General features: G+C 42.8%; 14 protein-coding genes, 2 tRNA genes and 3 rRNA genes. 13 read left to right on the top strand and 6 right to left on the bottom strand.

All coding sequences use genetic code 11. The features are described from left to right. Nucleotides 1-41 precede the first annotated feature (41 nt). Nucleotides 42-965: a mechanosensitive ion channel family protein gene (locus AC0T5Z_RS10555; RefSeq protein ID WP_435337612.1), complete on the bottom strand. Its 924-nt coding sequence runs from the start codon at nucleotides 963-965 to the stop codon at nucleotides 42-44. Nucleotides 966-974: 9 nt separating this feature from the next. After that, the gene (locus AC0T5Z_RS10550) at nucleotides 975-1,796 is read right to left on the bottom strand and encodes a hypothetical protein (RefSeq protein ID WP_435337611.1); all 822 of its coding nucleotides are present in this window, start codon (nucleotides 1,794-1,796) and stop codon (nucleotides 975-977) included. Nucleotides 1,797-1,898: 102 nt separating this feature from the next. On the opposite strand from AC0T5Z_RS10550, the gene gspE reads away from it, so the two are divergent. Continuing rightward, nucleotides 1,899-3,386 (top strand): type II secretion system ATPase GspE, encoded by a 1,488-nt coding sequence (gspE, locus tag AC0T5Z_RS10545; protein ID WP_435337610.1) that lies wholly within the window; start codon nucleotides 1,899-1,901, stop codon nucleotides 3,384-3,386. Nucleotides 3,387-3,460: 74 nt separating this feature from the next. Here gspE and AC0T5Z_RS10540 read toward each other — a convergent pair whose 3' ends face one another. From AC0T5Z_RS10540 to AC0T5Z_RS10525, 4 genes are all read right to left on the bottom strand, one after another. Next, nucleotides 3,461-4,285 carry a carbon-nitrogen hydrolase family protein gene (locus AC0T5Z_RS10540; RefSeq protein WP_435337609.1) on the bottom strand — a complete coding sequence of 275 codons (825 nt, stop codon included), beginning with the start codon at nucleotides 4,283-4,285 and terminating at the stop codon, nucleotides 3,461-3,463. Between the two features lie 21 nt (nucleotides 4,286-4,306). Next, on the bottom strand, nucleotides 4,307-4,834 hold the full coding sequence (gene gigB / locus AC0T5Z_RS10535) for an anti-anti-sigma factor GigB (RefSeq protein WP_435337608.1): 528 nt from the start codon (nucleotides 4,832-4,834) through the stop codon (nucleotides 4,307-4,309). Between the two features lie 113 nt (nucleotides 4,835-4,947). Continuing rightward, entirely contained in the window at nucleotides 4,948-5,916 is a 969-nt protein-coding gene (gene gigA / locus AC0T5Z_RS10530) for an RsbU family protein phosphatase GigA (protein WP_435337607.1), read from the bottom strand. 101 nt (nucleotides 5,917-6,017) lie between these two features. Then, entirely contained in the window at nucleotides 6,018-6,947 is a 930-nt protein-coding gene (locus AC0T5Z_RS10525) for an MlaA family lipoprotein (RefSeq protein WP_435337606.1), read from the bottom strand. A gap of 546 nt (nucleotides 6,948-7,493) precedes the next feature. Between AC0T5Z_RS10525 and AC0T5Z_RS10520 the strand changes: the two genes are divergently transcribed. From AC0T5Z_RS10520 to hisC, 12 genes are all read left to right on the top strand, one after another. Then, a 16S ribosomal RNA gene (locus tag AC0T5Z_RS10520) occupies nucleotides 7,494-9,030 on the top strand. Nucleotides 9,031-9,188: 158 nt separating this feature from the next. Then, a tRNA-Ile gene (locus AC0T5Z_RS10515) sits at nucleotides 9,189-9,265 on the top strand. Between the two features lie 103 nt (nucleotides 9,266-9,368). Then, nucleotides 9,369-9,444, top strand: a tRNA-Ala gene (locus AC0T5Z_RS10510). 476 nt (nucleotides 9,445-9,920) lie between these two features. Then, nucleotides 9,921-12,813: ribosomal RNA gene (locus AC0T5Z_RS10505) — 23S ribosomal RNA — on the top strand. 228 nt (nucleotides 12,814-13,041) lie between these two features. Further along, nucleotides 13,042-13,156, top strand: a 5S ribosomal RNA gene (gene rrf, locus AC0T5Z_RS10500). The 16S, 23S and 5S rRNA genes sit together here with 2 tRNA genes alongside, the layout of an rRNA operon. A 210-nt stretch (nucleotides 13,157-13,366) precedes the next feature. Then, nucleotides 13,367-14,821, top strand: a complete 1,455-nt coding sequence (locus AC0T5Z_RS10495) for an RNA polymerase factor sigma-54 (RefSeq protein WP_435337346.1) — start codon at nucleotides 13,367-13,369, stop codon at nucleotides 14,819-14,821. 169 nt (nucleotides 14,822-14,990) lie between these two features. Further along, nucleotides 14,991-15,323 (top strand): ribosome hibernation-promoting factor, HPF/YfiA family, encoded by a 333-nt coding sequence (hpf, locus tag AC0T5Z_RS10490; RefSeq protein ID WP_004975196.1) that lies wholly within the window; start codon nucleotides 14,991-14,993, stop codon nucleotides 15,321-15,323. A 137-nt stretch (nucleotides 15,324-15,460) separates the two neighbouring features. Beyond that, the gene (gene ibaG / locus AC0T5Z_RS10485) at nucleotides 15,461-15,712 is read left to right on the top strand and encodes a BolA family iron metabolism protein IbaG (protein WP_004975198.1); all 252 of its coding nucleotides are present in this window, start codon (nucleotides 15,461-15,463) and stop codon (nucleotides 15,710-15,712) included. Nucleotides 15,713-15,719: 7 nt separating this feature from the next. Next, a complete protein-coding gene (gene murA, locus AC0T5Z_RS10480; RefSeq protein WP_435337347.1) occupies nucleotides 15,720-16,979 on the top strand; it encodes a UDP-N-acetylglucosamine 1-carboxyvinyltransferase in 1,260 nt (419 codons plus the stop codon). After that, nucleotides 16,976-17,680, top strand: a complete 705-nt coding sequence (gene hisG, locus AC0T5Z_RS10475) for an ATP phosphoribosyltransferase (RefSeq protein ID WP_004975201.1) — start codon at nucleotides 16,976-16,978, stop codon at nucleotides 17,678-17,680. The genes murA and hisG overlap by 4 nt, the downstream gene beginning before the upstream one ends. Before the next feature lie 186 nt (nucleotides 17,681-17,866). Next, nucleotides 17,867-19,168, top strand: coding sequence for a histidinol dehydrogenase (gene hisD, locus AC0T5Z_RS10470; protein ID WP_291341132.1), 1,302 nt, complete (start codon nucleotides 17,867-17,869; stop codon nucleotides 19,166-19,168). A 182-nt stretch (nucleotides 19,169-19,350) separates the two neighbouring features. Continuing rightward, on the top strand, nucleotides 19,351-20,439 hold the full coding sequence (hisC, locus tag AC0T5Z_RS10465) for a histidinol-phosphate transaminase (protein WP_291341130.1): 1,089 nt from the start codon (nucleotides 19,351-19,353) through the stop codon (nucleotides 20,437-20,439). Nucleotides 20,440-20,475 lie beyond the last annotated feature (36 nt).

Below are 20,475 nucleotides of genomic sequence, written 5' to 3'. Positions count from 1 at the left end.
ATTAATTTTAGTAAGAGGCAAAGTGTCGAAGACTGAAACGGTTACTTTAAGTCTGGTTCTCGTTTCAGTGCTTGGGCGCTGGCATATTGATCAAGGTCTTCATTGTTTAAAGGGCGCGATAAAGGATGATCAACAAACCCCATTTTGGGTACAGGAATTTCGATTTGGTTGTCTAGGAAACCATTACGGATACGTTCCTGCATTTCATCGCGTACTTTAAAAAAGTTTTCTTGCTGACACCACACCGCAAACAACAATTCAATTGAGGATTCACGGAAAGCTGTAACCGTTACAGCAGGCTTTGGGTCAGACAATACTAAGGCATATTGATTGGCAACGCTGAGCAATACTTCACGCACTTTAATAATATCTTCGTGAAAGTTAATCGCTAGGGTAATAGGCACACGTCGGATGGGAAACTTAGACAAGTTCTGTACGGGCGCACGAATCAATTGTTCATTGGGCAAACGCACATAAATATTGTCCTGAGTCAGTAATTTGACTGAAAGTAAGTCAATTGAAATCACTTCACCTTCAATGGTATGTCCACGAATCAGGGTGATTTGAATAGTATCGCCCACTTCAAAAGAACCTTCACCAATTAGGAACATGCCACTAATTAAATTGGATGCCGAGGTTTGTGAGGCAAAACCCAAAGCCACGGTTAAAATACCTGCTGCACCTAAAAACACGCTGAGTTTAAAGCCTGCTTCTTTCAGGCTCGCCATCACAAACAGCAGGAAAATAAAGTAAAAAATCCCGCGTCGCCAAACTAAGCGTTGATGCGCATTAAAACGTGCGCCAATAGTACGCACAAAAGTATTGGAAACAAAACGCGCAATTAAAAAACCAATCAAAGACAATACAATTGCGACCAAAATTTCAGTCAGACGATCTGTATTGATACTGGTAAAAATTCCTTTGAGGCTGTTGGTGATTTCTTTGTAAATATTTGAATCTGCCATAACAACCTCTTAGAAGAATGAATCAAACATATTAAATAAAGCACCTGCCGTTTCACGTGGTGGTTGCAAATAGGTCACCTCACCTGCATGTGGTGGGGTACGATTTTCAATCCGAATCCGCAGCGGGCGGTCTAAACCTTCGTGCATCACTTTAATTTGTGAAGTCCATAAACGACCTGTACTTTCGCTGAAAAATAAAGGCAGTGCAGGCACAGGCACATTCATTCGGTCAAAACGCAATTGTTGATTACTGGTGTTGTGAAATTCAATAGGCGTGACGGCACGAAATGCACGGGGTTTGAGTTGATGTAATTCGGTACGGCCATCGACTGCTGTGGCATAGCAAATTTCACCTGTACGATGATTTGGGCCAAACCAAGTATCTTTCGGGCGAATAACTGGCAAATCAAAAATGGGTTCACGTTGTCCATCTACAAAGGCAGACATCCACAATGGCGTGCTGATATACAAGGTGCCGCGTTGCCCTGCAGGAATATAAATTGGATCGACAGGTTTGATTACCACGGAACGGTCTGCCAAACGTGGCATGAGGTGTAATTTACTTTGTGTAGATTTGAACATATAGCGTTCAATTTTTATAGGTTGTGGAAAGGCAAATTCAGGATCATCAATTTTATGCCATTGCTGTTCATAATCATATTGAATTTGCGGACGATAGTATTCCAACCGCCATTCTTGCATGCCACGCGTCAAACGTACTAAGAGTGAGCCAAATTGCCACGCTTTAGGATGATTGAGCTCAAACGCATAATCACCCCACCATTTTAATTTAGCTGAATCAGTTTCTGAAATCTCATGAATTTGTGACAATGGCCTATCCCTTTCTTGATAAATCAGCGAAAACAGACTTCACGCTGTTATACGCTTAGAGTACACTCAAATTAAATTTTTTCATCATTATTATAATCTCTGATGCAAGTACTGAAACAATTACAAATACCGTATAGCTTTGCCAAACGCCATGGGGTGTTAATTCGTTATGAAGGCGATCATGCCTTTATTGTACGTCGTGAAAATACGCCGATGCTTGCCATTCAAGAAGCACGTCGTTTTCTGGGGCATCCTGCACAGCATCAACTTTGTAGCAATCAGGAATTTCACAAATTATTAAGCAGCAGTTTTGCAGGTGATACGGGTGAGTCGCAGCAAGTCGCTGCGGGACTGGAAGATCATCCTGACTTGCTCAGTTTGGCAGATTCAGTTCCAGAAGCAGAAGATCTGATGGATCAGGAAGATGACGCACCTATTGTACGTTTAATTAATGCCTTACTATCTGAAGCGATTCGGGTCGGTGCATCCGATATTCATATCGAATCTTTTGAAAAAAAATTGTCGGTGCGTTTACGGGTCGATGGTCAGCTACGTGAAATTGTACAACCTCGTCGTGAATTGGCGCCGTTGTTGGTGTCACGTATTAAAGTCATGGCCAAGCTCGATATTGCTGAAAAACGTATTCCTCAAGATGGTCGCATTTCGCTCAGACTGGCAGGTCGTGAGGTCGATGTGCGTGTTTCAACGCTTCCATCTTCACATGGTGAGCGAGTGGTGATGCGTTTGCTGGATAAGCAAGCGGGTCGTTTAAACATGACGCACTTGGGGTTGATGCAAAATGATTATGATCGCTTAAAGCAACTGGTACATCGACCACATGGGATTATTTTGGTTACAGGGCCGACAGGTTCAGGTAAAACTACGACATTATATGCCGCCTTGTCAGACCTAAATGACGGTTCTAAAAATATTTTGACTGCAGAAGACCCAATTGAATATCAACTTGAAGGGATTGGACAAACACAGGTCAACACCAAAGTGGATATGACCTTTGCGCGTGCTTTAAAAGCCATGCTGCGCCAAGACCCCGATGTGGTGATGGTCGGGGAAATTCGTGACTTGGAAACTGCCGAAATTGCGGTGCAGGCCTCTTTAACGGGTCACTTGGTATTATCTACACTGCATACTAATACTGCTATTGGTGCAGTCACACGTTTAAAAGATATGGGCATCGAGCCGTTCTTGTTGTCAAGTTCTTTAATTGGTGTAATTGCACAGCGTTTGGTACGTACCTTATGTTCACAATGTGCCACGTGGCATGACGCAGATGACTTTGAACAAGCATTGTTTAAACATGTGACCGATGCAACCGATTTGAAACTTCCACAACCCAAAGGCTGTGAGCATTGCTCACATACAGGTTTTACAGGGCGGACTGCAATTTATGAAATTGTACCTGTAGATGAAGCGATGCGCCGTCTGATTCATGGCAATGCCGCAGAATACGAACTGGAAGATTATGCACGACAGCAATCAGGTTCTATTCGTGAAGATGGATTGCGTAAGGTATTGGCTGGTAAAACGACCTTGGAAGAAGTCTTGCGTGTTACCAATGAAGCGGCTGAATAGTTAAAAAGTAAGATGGGAAATGAAAAGGGTTGATCACTATATTGTAGATCAGCCCTTTTTATTGAAATTTGAGTTTAAAATTGCAATAAACGACGATGCTGGATTAACGGCATTGACTCTCGAATTTTGCTTTGTTCATCTAAATCAAAGGGCACTGTAATCAGTTGCGTACCTTCGTCTTGCACCATTGATAATAACTGCCCACGTGAATTAGCAGCGCCTGAATGTCCCCAAGTCTGACGTTTTTCACCATGCCAGCCTTGTTGGGCTGCACCTAAAACCTGACATTGACTATCCATGCCACGTGCCTGCAAGAGCAATTGCCAGTGCATTTGACCTGTGGTGTAGGTAAAAGCTGATGGCGCAGTTAAAATATTGGCGCCCTGAGCACGTAAAGTTAAGGCCAATTCAGGAAAGCGCAAGTCATAACACACCATTAAGCCGATATGACCAAACGGTGTTTTGGCCACAACAACTTCAGAACCAGGTTCAAAAAATTTAGATTCCTGATAACCACCAACTGAGTCGCCAACTTGCACATCAAACAAATGAATTTTGTCATAACGTGCTTCGGTTTTTTCTGGGCTAATACATAAACTGACCGTACGCACACGACCATCTGCAATTGTTGAGCCGTCTGGGCGATACGGACAGGGCAATGTACCTGCTACAATCCAGATTTGATATTGATGCGCAAGCTGTTCCAAACGCTGTTGAATACTTTCAAACTGTGCCGCGGTTTCGCGTTGTTTACCAGCCGCAAAGCAGACAAAATTTTCTGGAAAAACGATCAGCTCTGCACCATCAACTTTACTCTGTTGAATCAATGTTTCAATGATTTTGAAGTTTTCTTCAATATCGTTTTGCGAGTTCATTTGAGCAACAGAAAGTAGAGTCATCAACCTATTCCTAAGTGAAGATCAAGCGTTCTGCTGATTTTGGTCAGCACATTGATCGAGATTATCTTGTTCTTTTTGTAGCTGTTTCACCAAAGGTTCAAACATATTTTGGTTGTTTTCATTCAGCTTCATGAGGGTTTTATGGGCATCTAATACTGTGGTGAGCATATTGCTATGTGTAACGTGTTCTTCGACCAGTTCACGCGTGCAGAGTGTCGGTTCGCCACAGTAGTTTAAAATTACAAATACCTGTCCTAAGCCCATGCTATTGGCGAGCGTAGTAATGTCAGGATTCGTAGATAGCATAACTGCTTGAATGTGATGAATTTGTTTCAGTTTTAAGCCTAGCTTAGCCAATACACCTAAAACTGTACTGTCAATAAATGTAGTTTGGGTTAAATCTACAATTGCACCCACTACATTAGATTGCTGTTCAATTTTACTGAGTAGTTTGTCTAGACTAATACAAGATTGGGCACGCACTTCGCCAAAAAGCTTAAAGATATGCGTTCCATTCAAGCTTGCATATTCAACATGACCTGTTGACATATAAATGCCATTTGCAGAGAAGGATCAGATAATTATCCCATAGCGACTATATAGACTCAAGTAGCTTACAGTCGTATATCTTGGGTTAAGAGGTTAACTAACTGATTTGTTGTTTATTTTGTCCGGCATAAACTCAAGATCGCAATATCATCTGCCACATGATCGGGGGCTTGGAATGATTGATTTTGCAAGTGAAAGACCAATTGCTCGAACTGTTCATTCAAACCACCGCTATAAGGTTCCAATGCACCATCGGAGCAGATAATAAACCGCGCCTGTTTATTTAATACACACTCAAATTCTTCAACTTCTAAATCTTCAGTCAGTCCTAGAGGGAAACTACTGGTATTTAAAATCCTAGGTGCTTGATTGGGCGAGATTATAATGGCAGGTGGATAATGCCCCGCACTCGACCAACGCAGCTCATGGGTTTCAATATTTAAAATCCCACTAATCATAGTGATATGCTTTTCAATATTTTCTTGAACCAGCATGCCATTCAGCTTTTTAATCAGCTCGCGCGGTGTTTTGGAGCGACCATGAAAGGCAGCCATCCAAGACGTCAGTAAACTACTGGTTACACCATGCCCAGACACATCGGCCAAATAGAACATAATTTCTTTGTCACTGATTTTCCAGTAATCAAACCAATCGCCCGACAAATAAGCCGAAGGTTTAAATAAGGTATCAACACGGTAGTTGTACAGTTCAATAGGATTTGGCAGTAATTTTTTTTGTAGTTCTGCTGCAGAAGGTAAGTCACGGCTGTCTTGATTACGTTTATATTGTGCGTCAATTTTGCGTAAGGCTTGCGGTGGATTTTCGGGTAAACGACTCCACAACCAACCTGCTAAAGCACCTTGCTCCCATGCTTGCACCAATGCTGTACCTTCATCTTCAAAGGCCAATACAATCGTGGGTAAATTCCATTGATGGGTTAAATAATCGTGCACATCGGCAATTGCAATAATGGTTGGGTCATACAAACTGATGTCATCTATGTGAATCATTTGCACACTAGGAAGTGTGTCGAGCACCTGTTCTAGATATGGAATATCGCGTGTGGGTTGAATGAAATACATAGAGTTTTGTGTTGACCCTTAACCTAAACAAAGCGTTACTATAACAATGCCTGAATACTCAAGGAAAGTAAAAACACACCTTGAGTAAAATGTTTTACAAATTATTCTTTGCTTTCTTCAGGTGCGGTTATTTCTTCTTGATCATCGAAAAACTCTTCGGTTTCATCATCTACAAAAGAAATACTGTCGGCATCGAGTCCTTTCTTTTCTGCAATTTCAAAGTTTTTACGTTGCAAGTAAATATCTCGAATCGCGGCATATTTATCGCCCTGTAATACTTTTTCTACATCTAAGATTTGCGAACGCGTATCTAGGCCGCGCATAACTTGTTCCGACCAATATAAACGGTCATTCCCATCTAAAATGTATTTTTGTGGACGCGCCTGACCATCTACAATTGTGCCAAAACCATCACGGAAAGTACTTGGTCCGTAAATTGGTAACATAACATAAGGCCCTGAAGGGACACCGTAATAGCCCAAGGTTGTACCAAAATTTTCTTCTTCAGTATCTAAACCTAAACGACGTGCAGGGTCAGCCATTCCTAAAGTGGTAATGGTGTTTAAGCTAAAACGACCTAAAGTTTTTGCGGCACGTAAAGGGCGACCTTGAATCAATTGATTAACCGCATTCCAAGGTTCACCTAAGTTTTTTCTGAACTGGCGATATGAACCGCGAACTTCACGAGGGACATTTTTTGCATATTGCACTGCAAGTGGACGCGCGATATTACGATCTAGCATGTCATTGAATGCATAAACCTGACGGTTCAAAGGCTGGAGTGGGTCTTTGACTTCATCGGGTTGTGTAGCATTTGCATTCACTTTTAAATCTTTGGTTTTTACATTTTTTAATTCTTTTAGTGCATCCAAACGACTATTTTTAGTTTTAGAAGATGAATCTGCCGCAATAACTTCAGCGGTTTCTTTTTGAGTAACTTCTTCTCTAGAAGATGATGATGTTGTCGCATGTGTTGAGGTGATGAATCCTAAAGAAACAAGGCACACCCAAAGATATTTTTGTTGATACATAAGAATCCTAGCGCTTAAATCTGAGTAAGCAAAAGCTGTTATATCGCCGATGGTTATATATTAACAGTTAATTGAAACGATGTATTGAAGCAAATTTGCTCAAAATGTATGTAAAAAATGCAAAAAAGAACAAAAAACAAGCACCCGATATATTTCTTTAAAAAAAAGTATTGCAAGGTAAAATAATTGCCCTATAATGCACATCCATCGGCGGTGATGCAGATTAAAACTTCTGATAAAACAATGACTTGGTTGGAAATGATTGAGTTGGGTTTTATTTGATAAGTTTAAAATAATTTAATTTACCAGTTGACACTTTAGAAATAAAGCGTAATATAGCCGACCTAGCTTGCTGCTGACGAAGTGGCAAGAAGATCATTAAGAGATTATGAAGAACAACTTGTGTGGATTTTTACTGGTTGATTGATCGAAATTATTTTCATTGATTGATTGGTTTAAATTACTCGAAGTTTATTTGAGCGAAATTTAAGTCAGAAAATTGATGAGCCAGATTTGGTCACTTCGAATAAAGTGACAAAATGATTTTAACTGAAGAGTTTGATCATGGCTCAGATTGAACGCTGGCGGCAGGCTTAACACATGCAAGTCGAGCGGGCGAGGTTGCTTCGGTAACTGAGCTAGCGGCGGACGGGTGAGTAAAGCTTAGGAATCTGCCTATTAGTGGGGGACAACATTTCGAAAGGGATGCTAATACCGCATACGTCCTACGGGAGAAAGCAGGGGACCTTCGGGCCTTGCGCTAATAGATGAGCCTAAGTCGGATTAGCTAGTTGGTGGGGTAAAGGCCTACCAAGGCGACGATCTGTAGCGGGTCTGAGAGGATGATCCGCCACACTGGGACTGAGACACGGCCCAGACTCCTACGGGAGGCAGCAGTGGGGAATATTGGACAATGGGGGGAACCCTGATCCAGCCATGCCGCGTGTGTGAAGAAGGCCTTTTGGTTGTAAAGCACTTTAAGTGGGGAGGAGGCTCTCTTGGTTAATACCTAAGAAGAGTGGACGTTACCCACAGAATAAGCACCGGCTAACTCTGTGCCAGCAGCCGCGGTAATACAGAGGGTGCGAGCGTTAATCGGATTTACTGGGCGTAAAGCGCGCGTAGGTGGTTAATTAAGTCAAATGTGAAATCCCCGAGCTTAACTTGGGAATTGCATTCGATACTGGTTAGCTAGAGTATGGGAGAGGATGGTAGAATTCCAGGTGTAGCGGTGAAATGCGTAGAGATCTGGAGGAATACCGATGGCGAAGGCAGCCATCTGGCCTAATACTGACACTGAGGTGCGAAAGCATGGGGAGCAAACAGGATTAGATACCCTGGTAGTCCATGCCGTAAACGATGTCTACTAGCCGTTGGGGGATTTGATCCTTTAGTGGCGCAGCTAACGCGATAAGTAGACCGCCTGGGGAGTACGGTCGCAAGACTAAAACTCAAATGAATTGACGGGGGCCCGCACAAGCGGTGGAGCATGTGGTTTAATTCGATGCAACGCGAAGAACCTTACCTGGCCTTGACATAGTAGAGACTTTCCAGAGATGGATTGGTGCCTTCGGGAATCTACATACAGGTGCTGCATGGCTGTCGTCAGCTCGTGTCGTGAGATGTTGGGTTAAGTCCCGCAACGAGCGCAACCCTTTTCCTTACTTGCCAGCATTTCGGATGGGAACTTTAAGGATACTGCCAGTGACAAACTGGAGGAAGGCGGGGACGACGTCAAGTCATCATGGCCCTTACGGCCAGGGCTACACACGTGCTACAATGGTCGGTACAAAGGGTTGCTACACAGCGATGTGATGCTAATCTCAAAAAGCCGATCGTAGTCCGGATCGCAGTCTGCAACTCGACTGCGTGAAGTCGGAATCGCTAGTAATCGCGGATCAGAATGCCGCGGTGAATACGTTCCCGGGCCTTGTACACACCGCCCGTCACACCATGGGAGTTTGTTGCACCAGAAGTAGGTAGTCTAACCGTAAGGAGGACGCTTACCACGGTGTGGCCGATGACTGGGGTGAAGTCGTAACAAGGTAGCCGTAGGGGAACCTGCGGCTGGATCACCTCCTTAACGAAAGATTGACGATTGGTAAGAATCCACAACAAGTTGTTCTTCATGACGATGTGTCTTAAAAGATAATTCGAGGTTTTCGAATTGGATTGAGTAGCAGATACTACGCACTGCGTTTGTCTTGCGAAAAATACAAAGCGATGCTTTGATTTTTCTCAGGGTCTGTAGCTCAGTTGGTTAGAGCACACGCTTGATAAGCGTGGGGTCACAAGTTCAAGTCTTGTCAGACCCACCATGAGCAAGACTTAAAGCACTGCTTTAAGGCGAAGCGCAAGGCAAACGAACGTGAGTGAGTGCGCAGGCTATAATCTGATACATCGAATCAAAAATGATAAGCTGGGGACTTAGCTTAGTTGGTAGAGCGCCTGCTTTGCACGCAGGAGGTCAGGAGTTCGACTCTCCTAGTCTCCACCAGAGCTTCGATCAGCAAAGCAACGCTTTGCCGAAGCGCAAGACAAGCAGCTATGCTGCGCGTAGTATCTGATCTAATATGGTAGTGAAAGATATTTTTAAATTATAGAACTTAATAAATAAGGTGAATCAAGAGATTGATTTAGATTTATTAAGTTCTGTGATTTATCACAGTTGACTGCAGTCCGACGAGGATGCAGTGAATCATTAACAGATTGGCAAAAATTGAGTCTGAAATAAATTGTTCAACTCATTTTATTCAAGATTGACAGTAATGCTTCGGTGTTACGGTTTAATTACGAATTGAAATGAGCACTAGCAAATTAACTGAATCAAGCGTTTTGGTATATGAATTTAGATTGAAGCTGTACGGTGCTTAAGAGCACGGGACTTCAAACTGTAGATTAAATAGATCATTGATTATTTATTTAATTGTCTTAATCCTACTTGTAGGGATTAACGACTGTTTGGGGTTGTATAGTCAAGTAATTAAGTGCATGTGGTGGATGCCTTGGCAGTCAGAGGCGAAGAAAGACGTGATAGCCTGCGAAAAGCTCCGGGGAGGCGGCAAATATCCTTTGATCCGGAGATGTCTGAATGGGGAAACCCACCTACCTTAAGGTAGGTATCGTATGATGAATACATAGTCATACGAAGCGAACGAGGGGAAGTGAAACATCTCAGTACCCTTAGGAAAAGAAATCAATTGAGATTCCCTCAGTAGCGGCGAGCGAAAGGGGAAAAGCCCATTAAGTTATGTGTGTTTTAGTGGAATGCTCTGGGAAGTGCAACCATAGTGGGTGATAGTCCTGTACACGAAAGGGCACACATAATGATGACGAGTAGGGCGAGGCACGTGAAACCTTGTCTGAATATGGGGGGACCATCCTCCAAGGCTAAATACTCCTGACTGACCGATAGTGAACCAGTACCGTGAGGGAAAGGCGAAAAGAACCCCTGTGAGGGGAGTGAAATAGATCCTGAAACCGCATGCATACAAGCAGTGGGAGCCAACTTGTTTGGTGACTGCGTACCTTTTGTATAATGGGTCAGCGACTTATATTCAGTAGCGAGGTTAACCGCATAGGGGAGCCGTAGAGAAATCGAGTCTTAATAGGGCGTATAGTTGCTGGGTATAGACCCGAAACCGGGTGATCTATCCATGAGCAGGTTGAAGGTTGGGTAACACTAACTGGAGGACCGAACCCACTGTCGTTGAAAAGCCAGGGGATGACTTGTGGATAGGGGTGAAAGGCTAATCAAACTCGGTGATAGCTGGTTCTCCCCGAAAGCTATTTAGGTAGCGCCTCGGACGAATACCATTGGGGGTAGAGCACTGTTTCGGCTAGGGGGTCATCCCGACTTACCAAACCGATGCAAACTCCGAATACCAATGAGTACTATCCGGGAGACAGACTGCGGGTGCTAACGTCCGTAGTCAAGAGGAAAACAATCCAGACCGCCAGCTAAGGCCCCAAAATCATAGTTAAGTGGGAAACGATGTGGGAAGGCATAGACAGCTAGGAGGTTGGCTTAGAAGCAGCCACCCTTTAAAGAAAGCGTAATAGCTCACTAGTCGAGTCGGCCTGCGCGGAAGATGTAACGGGGCTAAAACTATGTGCCGAAGCTGCGGATGTATACATTGTATACGTGGTAGGGGAGCGTTCTGTAAGCCGACGAAGGTGGATTGAGAAGTCTGCTGGAGGTATCAGAAGTGCGAATGCTGACGTGAGTAACGACAAAACGGGTGAAAAACCCGTTCGCTGAAAGACCAAGGGTTCCAGTCCAACGTTAATCGGGGCTGGGTGAGTCGACCCCTAAGGCGAGGCCGAGAGGCGTAGTCGATGGGAAATTGGTTAATATTCCAATACTTCAGTGTAATGCGATGAGAGGACGGAGAAGGTTAAGTCAGCCTGGCGTTGGTAGTCCAGGTGAAAGGAAGTAGGCATGCATCTTAGGCAAATCCGGGGTGCTCTATGCTGAGATCTGATATCAAGCTGTACTTGTACAGTGAAGTGGCTGATACCCTGCTTCCAGGAAAAGTCTCTAAGCTTCAGTTACACTGGAATCGTACCCGAAACCGACACAGGTGGTCAGGTCGAGTAGACCAAAGCGCTTGAGAGAACTCTGCTGAAGGAACTAGGCAAAATGGTACCGTAACTTCGGGAGAAGGTACGCTGTTGATGGTGATAGGACTTGCTCCTTGAGCTGTCGACAGCCTCAGAAACCAGGCCGCTGCAACTGTTTATTAAAAACATAGCACTCTGCAAACACGAAAGTGGACGTATAGGGTGTGATGCCTGCCCGGTGCTGGAAGGTTAATTGATGGGGTTAGCGTAAGCGAAGCTCTTGATCGAAGCCCCAGTAAACGGCGGCCGTAACTATAACGGTCCTAAGGTAGCGAAATTCCTTGTCGGGTAAGTTCCGACCTGCACGAATGGCATAATGATGGCGGCGCTGTCTCCAGCAGAGGCTCAGTGAAATCGAATTCGCCGTGAAGATGCGGTGTACCCGCGGCTAGACGGAAAGACCCCGTGAACCTTTACTGCAGCTTGACATTGAACTTTGACCTTACTTGTGTAGGATAGGTGGGAGGCTTTGAAACTTGGACGCTAGTCCGAGTGGAGCCGTCCTTGAAATACCACCCTGGTAATGTTGAGGTTCTAACTCTGTCCCGTTATCCGGGACGAGGACCATGTCTGGTGGGTAGTTTGACTGGGGCGGTCTCCTCCTAAAGAGTAACGGAGGAGTACGAAGGTGCGCTCAGCGTGGTCGGAAATCACGCGTAGAGTATAAAGGCAAAAGCGCGCTTAACTGCGAGACCCACAAGTCGAGCAGGTACGAAAGTAGGTCTTAGTGATCCGGTGGTTCTGTATGGAAGGGCCATCGCTCAACGGATAAAAGGTACTCTGGGGATAACAGGCTGATACCGCCCAAGAGTTCATATCGACGGCGGTGTTTGGCACCTCGATGTCGGCTCATCTCATCCTGGGGCTGAAGCAGGTCCCAAGGGTATGGCTGTTCGCCATTTAAAGAGGTACGCGAGCTGGGTTTAGAACGTCGTGAGACAGTTCGGTCCCTATCTACCGTGGGCGCTGGAAATTTGAGAGGATCTGCTCCTAGTACGAGAGGACCAGAGTGGACGAACCTCTGGTGTACCGGTTGTGACGCCAGTCGCATCGCCGGGTAGCTATGTTCGGAAGGGATAACCGCTGAAAGCATCTAAGCGGGAAGCCTACCTCAAGATAAGATTTCCCCGAGGCTTTATGCCTCCTAAAGAGCCGTTGAAGACTACGACGTTGATAGGTTGGATGTGGAAGCATAGCGATATGTGAAGCTGACCAATACTAATTGCTCGTGAGGCTTGACTATACAACACCCAAACAGTTGTTGTACGAACTTCGAAAGAAGTGAGGATCAATCGATTTCATATTGATCTAACGATCAAACAAAAACTTGATTTAGTGAACGCTAAACAATAAACTTCAGACCCAATAGCCAACCTGTTAATAACTCATTTGGAACCAAGTAAGGCATTACATGCAAAAGCATCAAGCAAAAGCAATGTAACTAAGACCCGAACAAGTCCATAACAGTTGTGCTGGCGACCATAGCAAGAGTGAACCACCTGATCCCTTCCCGAACTCAGAAGTGAAACCTCTTCGCGCTGATGGTAGTGTGGGATTACCCATGTGAGAGTAAGTCATCGCCAGCTCATTATTCAAACACCCTCAACTCACGTTGGGGGTGTTTTTTTATGGGGAAAGATAAGTAGAAAAAGAAAATAAATTGAATAGAATTTCTAATTAAAATCTTTATGTTTTTTCATAAATTTATGTTATATCTAAAATAACGGCATAGAAATTGCTTATCAAAAACTTATGTATTAAGTTTTTGAAAAAATAAATTTAAAAGAGTGGTGAAAATGAAGTTATCGGTTGGATTAAAAGTTGCAAACTCCTTGTCGCTGACACCGCAGTTACAACAAGCCATTCGTTTGCTTCAGCTTTCAAGTTTAGAGCTTGAACAAGAAGTTCAAATTCAGTTGGACAGTAACCCTCTATTAGAAAAAGTCGAAGAACAAAGTAGTTTCGAAAGTTTATCCACTTTAGAAGAGCAAGAACATAATCAAAAAGATTTAACCAAAGAATTAAATGCAGATCATCTGCCTAATGACTTGCCTGTCGATACAGACTGGGATGATGTGTACACTCATTTACCAACGAGTTTGGGCACGGCGGAATATGAAGAGCGAGAGGATAATCGTCAGGGGCATTTGGGTTTAAAAGAGCACATGATGCAACAAATCAATCTGTTACATTTTTCTCAAGTTGAGCAGCTCATTGCCTACTGTATTGTCGATGCTTTAGATGACAATGGTTTCTTGGATTGTGAAATATCGGAAATCACTACATCTGTACAGCATCTATTGATCTCCATGGAATATGATGATGAAGTTGAAGACGATGAAGTTTTAGTCGTTTTGAAACATATTCAGCGTTTAGATCCAATTGGAATCGGTTCGCGTAATTTGGCGGAATGCTTATCTATTCAGCTTGAAAGTTTGGCTACAGATGTGCCTTATCGTCAGGAGGCATTGCAACTTTTACAGCATTATGAATTATTAATTGCGAATGATTTAGCCAAGTTAATTAAGCAAACAGGTTTAAGTGCTGATCAGCTTCAGTATGCAGTGTCTTTATTAAAAACTTTGAAAGCGCATCCTGGTAAAGCATTTGAAGATCAGGATTTAGACTATCAAATTCCAGATGTGGTGGTCAGTAAAAAACAGGATCATTGGCAGGTGCAATTGAATCCAGATGTTGTGCCGAAGCTTAGAATCAATTCATTTTATGCCAATATGATTAAACGCGCGGATCAAAGCGAAGAAAATCAATATTTGCGCAATCAAATGTTGGATGCAAAAAACTTTATTAAAAGTGTCGATGAACGTCATAAAACTTTATTAAAAGTCGCGACCTGTATTGTACAGCATCAACGTGAATTTCTAGAAATTGGTGCTGAAGGAATGAAGCCTTTGATTTTGCGTGATGTTGCTGATGAGGTGGAATTGCATGAATCTACAGTTTCACGGGTGACCACCAATAAATATATGTTAACTCCGCGTGGTTTGTTTGAATTGAAATATTTCTTTTCAAGTCACGTCGGAACCAGTTCAGGCGGTGAAGCATCCTCAACTGCGATTCGCGCCAAGATTAAAAAATTAATTGCAGATGAAAATCCACGTAAGCCTTTATCCGATAACACAATTGCTAATCTACTTAAGGAGGAAGGAATTGATGTAGCACGTCGGACTATAGCGAAATATCGTGAGTCATTAAATATTCCGTCATCTTCTGAACGAAAAGTCTTGATCTAATTTTTAAAATCGGTCTATTCTAAGGATTCATTATGACCAAATAATGAATCTTTTTTTTTGAAGGAATAGTTAGACATGATTTAAAGTGACCGCTGCAGCGATCTGTTATTTGGCAATCAATCATGTGAACTATGCCTTCCTAATCCTAATGAAGGTGAGGGATAGAACTATGCAAATAACAATTCGTGGACATCACTTAGCTATCACCCCTGCAATTGAAGAAAATATTCGACTTAAATTTGCACAAATGACCAAACATCTGGATCAGGTCAATAGTATGCAGGTGAAATTAAGTAAAGATCATCAAATCGATAAACATTCTAAAAAAGGCAGCGCCAATCATATTGCAGAAGCGATTATTCGTTTACCTGGAACGGAGCTTTTTGCGCAGGCCAGCGCTGATGATATGTATACTTCAATTAAGATGATGACAGAAAAATTAAAACGGCAGTTAGAGAAACATCGGAAGATGCAGCTGGATTATCAGCCATTAGCAATCTAATCAAAATGTGATTTAAAAAGAGGTTTTGGATAAACCTCTTTTTTATTGCGATAATGTATAGGATTAATGAATTATTTTTTCTATTTATAGTAAAATGACAGGTTTTTACACCGTTGGTCCTATAAGAGGTCTTTGTGATGAATAGTGAACAGCTCACTGAAATTTTAAAAGCTGCTTTTCCAGAGGCTGAAGTTGCTGTAAGTGGGCAAGGCGGCAAGTTTGATCTTCGTATTGTAGATAATCAGTTTGAAGGTAAGCGTCCTGTTGCTCGTCAACAAGCAGTGTATGCACCATTGAATAGCTATATTGCCAGCGGTGAAGTTCATGCGGTTACAATTCGTGCAATGACACAAGAAGAATGGCGTAAAGCAAGCTTATTTGGAGCTTAATAATTTAATGGATAAATTTTTAATTCAGGGCGGTAATAAGCTCGAAGGTGAAGTGCGCATTTCTGGTGCGAAAAATGCAGCCTTGCCACTTCTTGCTGCAATGATTCTTGCAGAAACACCAATAACATTGAAAAATGTTCCAAATTTAAAAGATGTAAATACCTTGGTGAAGTTGATCGCAGGCTTGGGCATTAAAATGTCTTATGAGGGCGATACTGTCATTGCGGATACCTCAACATTGGATAACCAATTTGCACCTTATGAGTTGGTAAAAACCATGCGTGCTTCTATTTTGGTGCTTGGCCCATTAGTCGCGCGCTATGGTAGTGCAAAAGTATCTTTACCTGGTGGCTGTGCAATTGGTTCTCGTCCTGTCGATCAGCATCTTAAAGCACTTGAAGCTTTAGGCGCAGAAATTGAAGTTGAAAATGGCTATGTAAATGCCAAAGTCAATGGTCGCCTTAAAGGTGGTGAAGTGGTCTTTGATATGGTCACTGTTGGCGGTACAGAAAATATTCTCATGGCGGCCGTATTGGCAGAAGGTGTGACTACCATTCGTAATGCTGCACGTGAACCTGAAATTACTGACCTTGCACAAATGCTCATTAAAATGGGCGCTAAAATTGAAGGTTTAGACACCGATACTTTAGTGGTCACAGGCGTTGAACATTTGTATGGTTGTGAGTATTCCGTGGTTGCCGACCGTATCGAAACAGGTTCTTATTTGGCAGCAGCTGCAATTACAGGTGGTAAAATTAGAACCACGCATACCGATCCTGCGTTGCTAGAATCCGTGTTAGATAAATTTGAAGAAATGGGTGCAGAAGTCACACGTGGCGATGACTGGATTGAACTGGATATGATGGGCAAGCGTCCTAAGGCTGTGAGTTTCAGAACTTTGCCACATCCTGAATTTCCGACTGACATGCAAGCACAGTTAATGGCGGTGAATGCGATTGGACGCGGTTTTGCAACGATTTCAGAAACTATTTTTGAAAACCGTTTTATGCATGTCCCTGAGTTGTCACGTATGGGCGCCAATATTCAGGTAGAAGGTAATGATGCGGTGGTGACAGGAGTCGAAAAACTTTCTGCTGCACCTGTTATGGCAACCGATTTACGTGCCTCTTTCTCGTTGGTGTTAGCAGCATTGGCGGCAGAAGGCGAAACATTGATTGATCGTATTTATCATATTGATCGCGGTTATGAAAATGTAGAACAAAAGTTACAAGGTTTAGGCGCCCAAATTAAGCGAGTAAATAGATGAATGACATGAGAAACGATGATCCAAATTTTGACGTCATGGGCAATTTTGATCATGGTTTAACTTTGGCATTAAGTAAGGGGCGAATTCTAAAAGAAACTTTGCCTTTATTGGAAACTGCGGGAATTAATTTACTGGAAGACCCAGATAAATCACGTAAGTTGATTTTCCCAACCACACATAAACAAGTGCGTATTTTAATTTTACGTGCTTCTGATGTACCCACTTATGTTGAAAATGGTGCGGCAGATATTGGGGTTGCGGGTAAAGATGTATTGATGGAGCATGGCGCTCAAAATGTATATGAGCCGCTAGATCTGAAAATTGCCAATTGTAAATTAATGACTGCTGGTAAGGTTGGCATGCAGCGTCCAAAAGGTCGCTTAAAGATAGCCACTAAATATGTGAATTTAACCCGTCAATACTATGCCAGCTTAGGCGAGCAGGTTGATGTAATTAAGCTCTATGGCTCAATGGAATTAGCGCCATTGGTCGGTTTGGGTGATTACATTGTGGATGTGGTTGATACAGGTAATACTTTACGTGCCAACGGTTTAGAGCCGCTAGAAGAAATCTGTAAAGTATCTTCACGTTTAATTGTCAATAAAGCCAGTTTTAAGCGCAAGCAAGATTTGCTCAATCCAATTTTGGCACAACTTGAAAAAGCTGTGGCAGAACGAGAGTTGGCAAAACAATCTGCTTAACTTTGTATCCATCATCCTGCCTTCTCAAAAAACCGTCATTCAATGGCGGTTTTTTTATGTTCGTGCATGATTCTGTTCTTGAATGATTTTGAACGTGAATTTCCATCAAAACATACTGCTTTGACCATGTATAGACTCCCACAAAGCCCTAGAAACAAGGTAAACTAAACTTTTCTATTAAACCTTGTGGGTAAATTGATGCGACGTTTATCGACTCAAGATCAAAGCTTTAAACAAGCTTTTGCGGACTTGTTGGCTTTTGAAACTGTCAGTGATCCTGAACTTTTAAAAACTGTAGATCAAATTATTGCTGATGTACGTCAGCATGGTGATGCTCAGGTTCTTAAACTCACTCAACAGTTCGATCGACATCCAGCGCATCAATTTTCAGAACTTGAGTTAAGTCAGGAACAGCTGAAAGCCGCATTTGATGCTTTAGAGCGCGAAGTTCGTGAGGCATTGGAATTGGCTGCTGTACGTATTCGTGAATTTCACCAAGCGCAAAAACAGGATGGATGGAGTTATGTTGATGCTTTGGGCAATACACTCGGACAAAAAGTCACACCATTAGACCGTGTGGGTATTTATGTGCCAGGTGGTTTGGCGTCTTATCCATCTTCAGTGCTTATGAATGCTGTACCTGCGCATGTTGCTGGTGTGCCTGAAATTATTATGGTTGTGCCTGCACCGAATGGTGAACTCAATCCATTGGTTTTGGCCGCTGCATATTTGGCAGGGGTGACTCGTGTATTTACCATTGGCGGCGCGCAAGCCGTTGCTGCATTGGCTTATGGTACAGAAACTATCCCCTCGGTAGATAAAATCACGGGGCCGGGTAACCGCTTTGTAGCAGCTGCAAAACGTGCTGTGTTTGGTCAGGTTGGCATTGATATGATTGCAGGACCATCCGAAATTTTGGTTTATGCCGAAGGTGAGAATAATCCAGAATGGTTGGCCATGGACTTGCTTTCTCAAGCCGAACACGACACTGTTGCACAATCTATTTTTATGACACCAGATGAGCAATTGCTAAATCAGGTTGAACAAGCGATTGAACAGCACTTGGCAAATTTGCCTAAAGCTGAAATAGCTCGCACCTCTATTGCAAATCGTGGTGCATTGGTATTAGTGAAAGATCGTCACGAAGCCATTGAATTGATTAACCAAGTGGCGCCAGAACACTTGGAATTGTGTATGGATAATCCTCAAGTAATGGCAGAAGAAATTCGTCATGCGGGTGCGATCTTTATGGGGCGCTATACACCAGAAGCGATTGGTGATTATTGTGCAGGACCAAACCACGTTTTGCCAACGTCGGGGACGGCACGTTTTTCATCACCATTGGGTGTTTATGATTTCCAAAAACGCTCAAGTCTGATTATGTGTTCAGCTGAGGGTGTGAAAAGCTTAGCGAAAACCGCTGATATTTTAGCGCAGCAGGAAAATCTTGATGCACATGCAAGATCAGCACGCTATCGTTATCAGTAATTAATTTAAAAAACTCTCATTTAAAGCTCCTTATCCCTTTGAGGGAAAAGTATGACTTCACAAAAGGATGAGGGCTGCAATCTTTAATTCAGTTTGGCATGGTTTAAAACCTCACCCCAACCTTCTCCTGAAAAGAGAAGGCTTACGCGAAAGTAAGTTGAGTGCATGAACGAGAATATAAAATGAATATCACAGCAGAAAAAATGCGTTTTTGGAGCCCTGAAGTACGTGAGCTAGAACCTTATGTACCGGGTGAGCAGCCAAAAATCCAAAATTTATTAAAATTGAACACCAATGAAAACCCGTATCCACCTTCACCTAAAGTGGTGGGAGCGGTGCAAAAGGTTTTAGAAAATTCAGCTGATGCACTGCGTTTATATCCAGACCCAGATGCGTCTGAACTTAAGCAAGCCATTGCGAAACAGCAAAATGTAGCGGTGGAAAATGTCTTTGTTGGCAACGGTTCAGATGAAGTTCTTGCACATATTTTTAAGGCTTTTTTTGTTCAGGAACAGCCACTACTGTATCCAGATATTACTTATAGTTTTTACCCTGTATATAGTCAATTTTTTGGGGTGAAAACTAAAATTTTGCCTTTAAATGATGATTTTGAAATTGTAGTTAATGACTATAAGCAAGCCAATGGCGGCATTATCATCACCAATCCGAATGCACCGACCAGTATTGCTTTAGGTTTAAGCGCTATTGAAGAAATTTTAAAGGCCAATCCAAATTCAGTGGTGGTGATTGATGAGGCCTATGTCGATTTTGGTGCAGCGTCTGCAGTGAAATTGGTGGAAAAGTACGAGAATTTGGTGGTGTGTCAAACCACCTCTAAATCACGTTCTTTGGCAGGTTTACGTGTTGGTTTTGCGATTGCACAACCACATTTAATTGCCGCATTGGAAGCCGTAAAAAATAGTTTTAACTCCTATCCAATGGATCGTTTTGCCATTGCAGCCGCGGTGGCATCTTTTCAAGATCAGGCGTATTTTGAAGCGCAATGCCAAAAAGTTATTGCTAGCCGTGAGAAATTGGTGACGGATTTAATCACCTTGGGCTTTAAGGTATTGCCATCACACGCTAACTTTATTTTTACATCACATCCTCAACGGGATGCAGGTGAATTAGCTACAGCATTACGTGAACGCGGTATTATTGTGCGTTATTTTAATAAACCACGTATCAATCAATATTTGCGCATTACGATTGGTACTGATGAGCAAAATCAACGCTTAGTCGAAACTTTAAAACACGAGATTTTGGTCTAATAATCAAAATATAATAGTAGCGAGTGAAGTTTTGAA

It is taken from the genome of Acinetobacter pengchengensis (assembly GCF_982235305.1).
The sequence above is the reverse complement of the archived record's forward strand: the minus strand, read 5'-3'. Positions and strand labels throughout refer to the sequence as shown.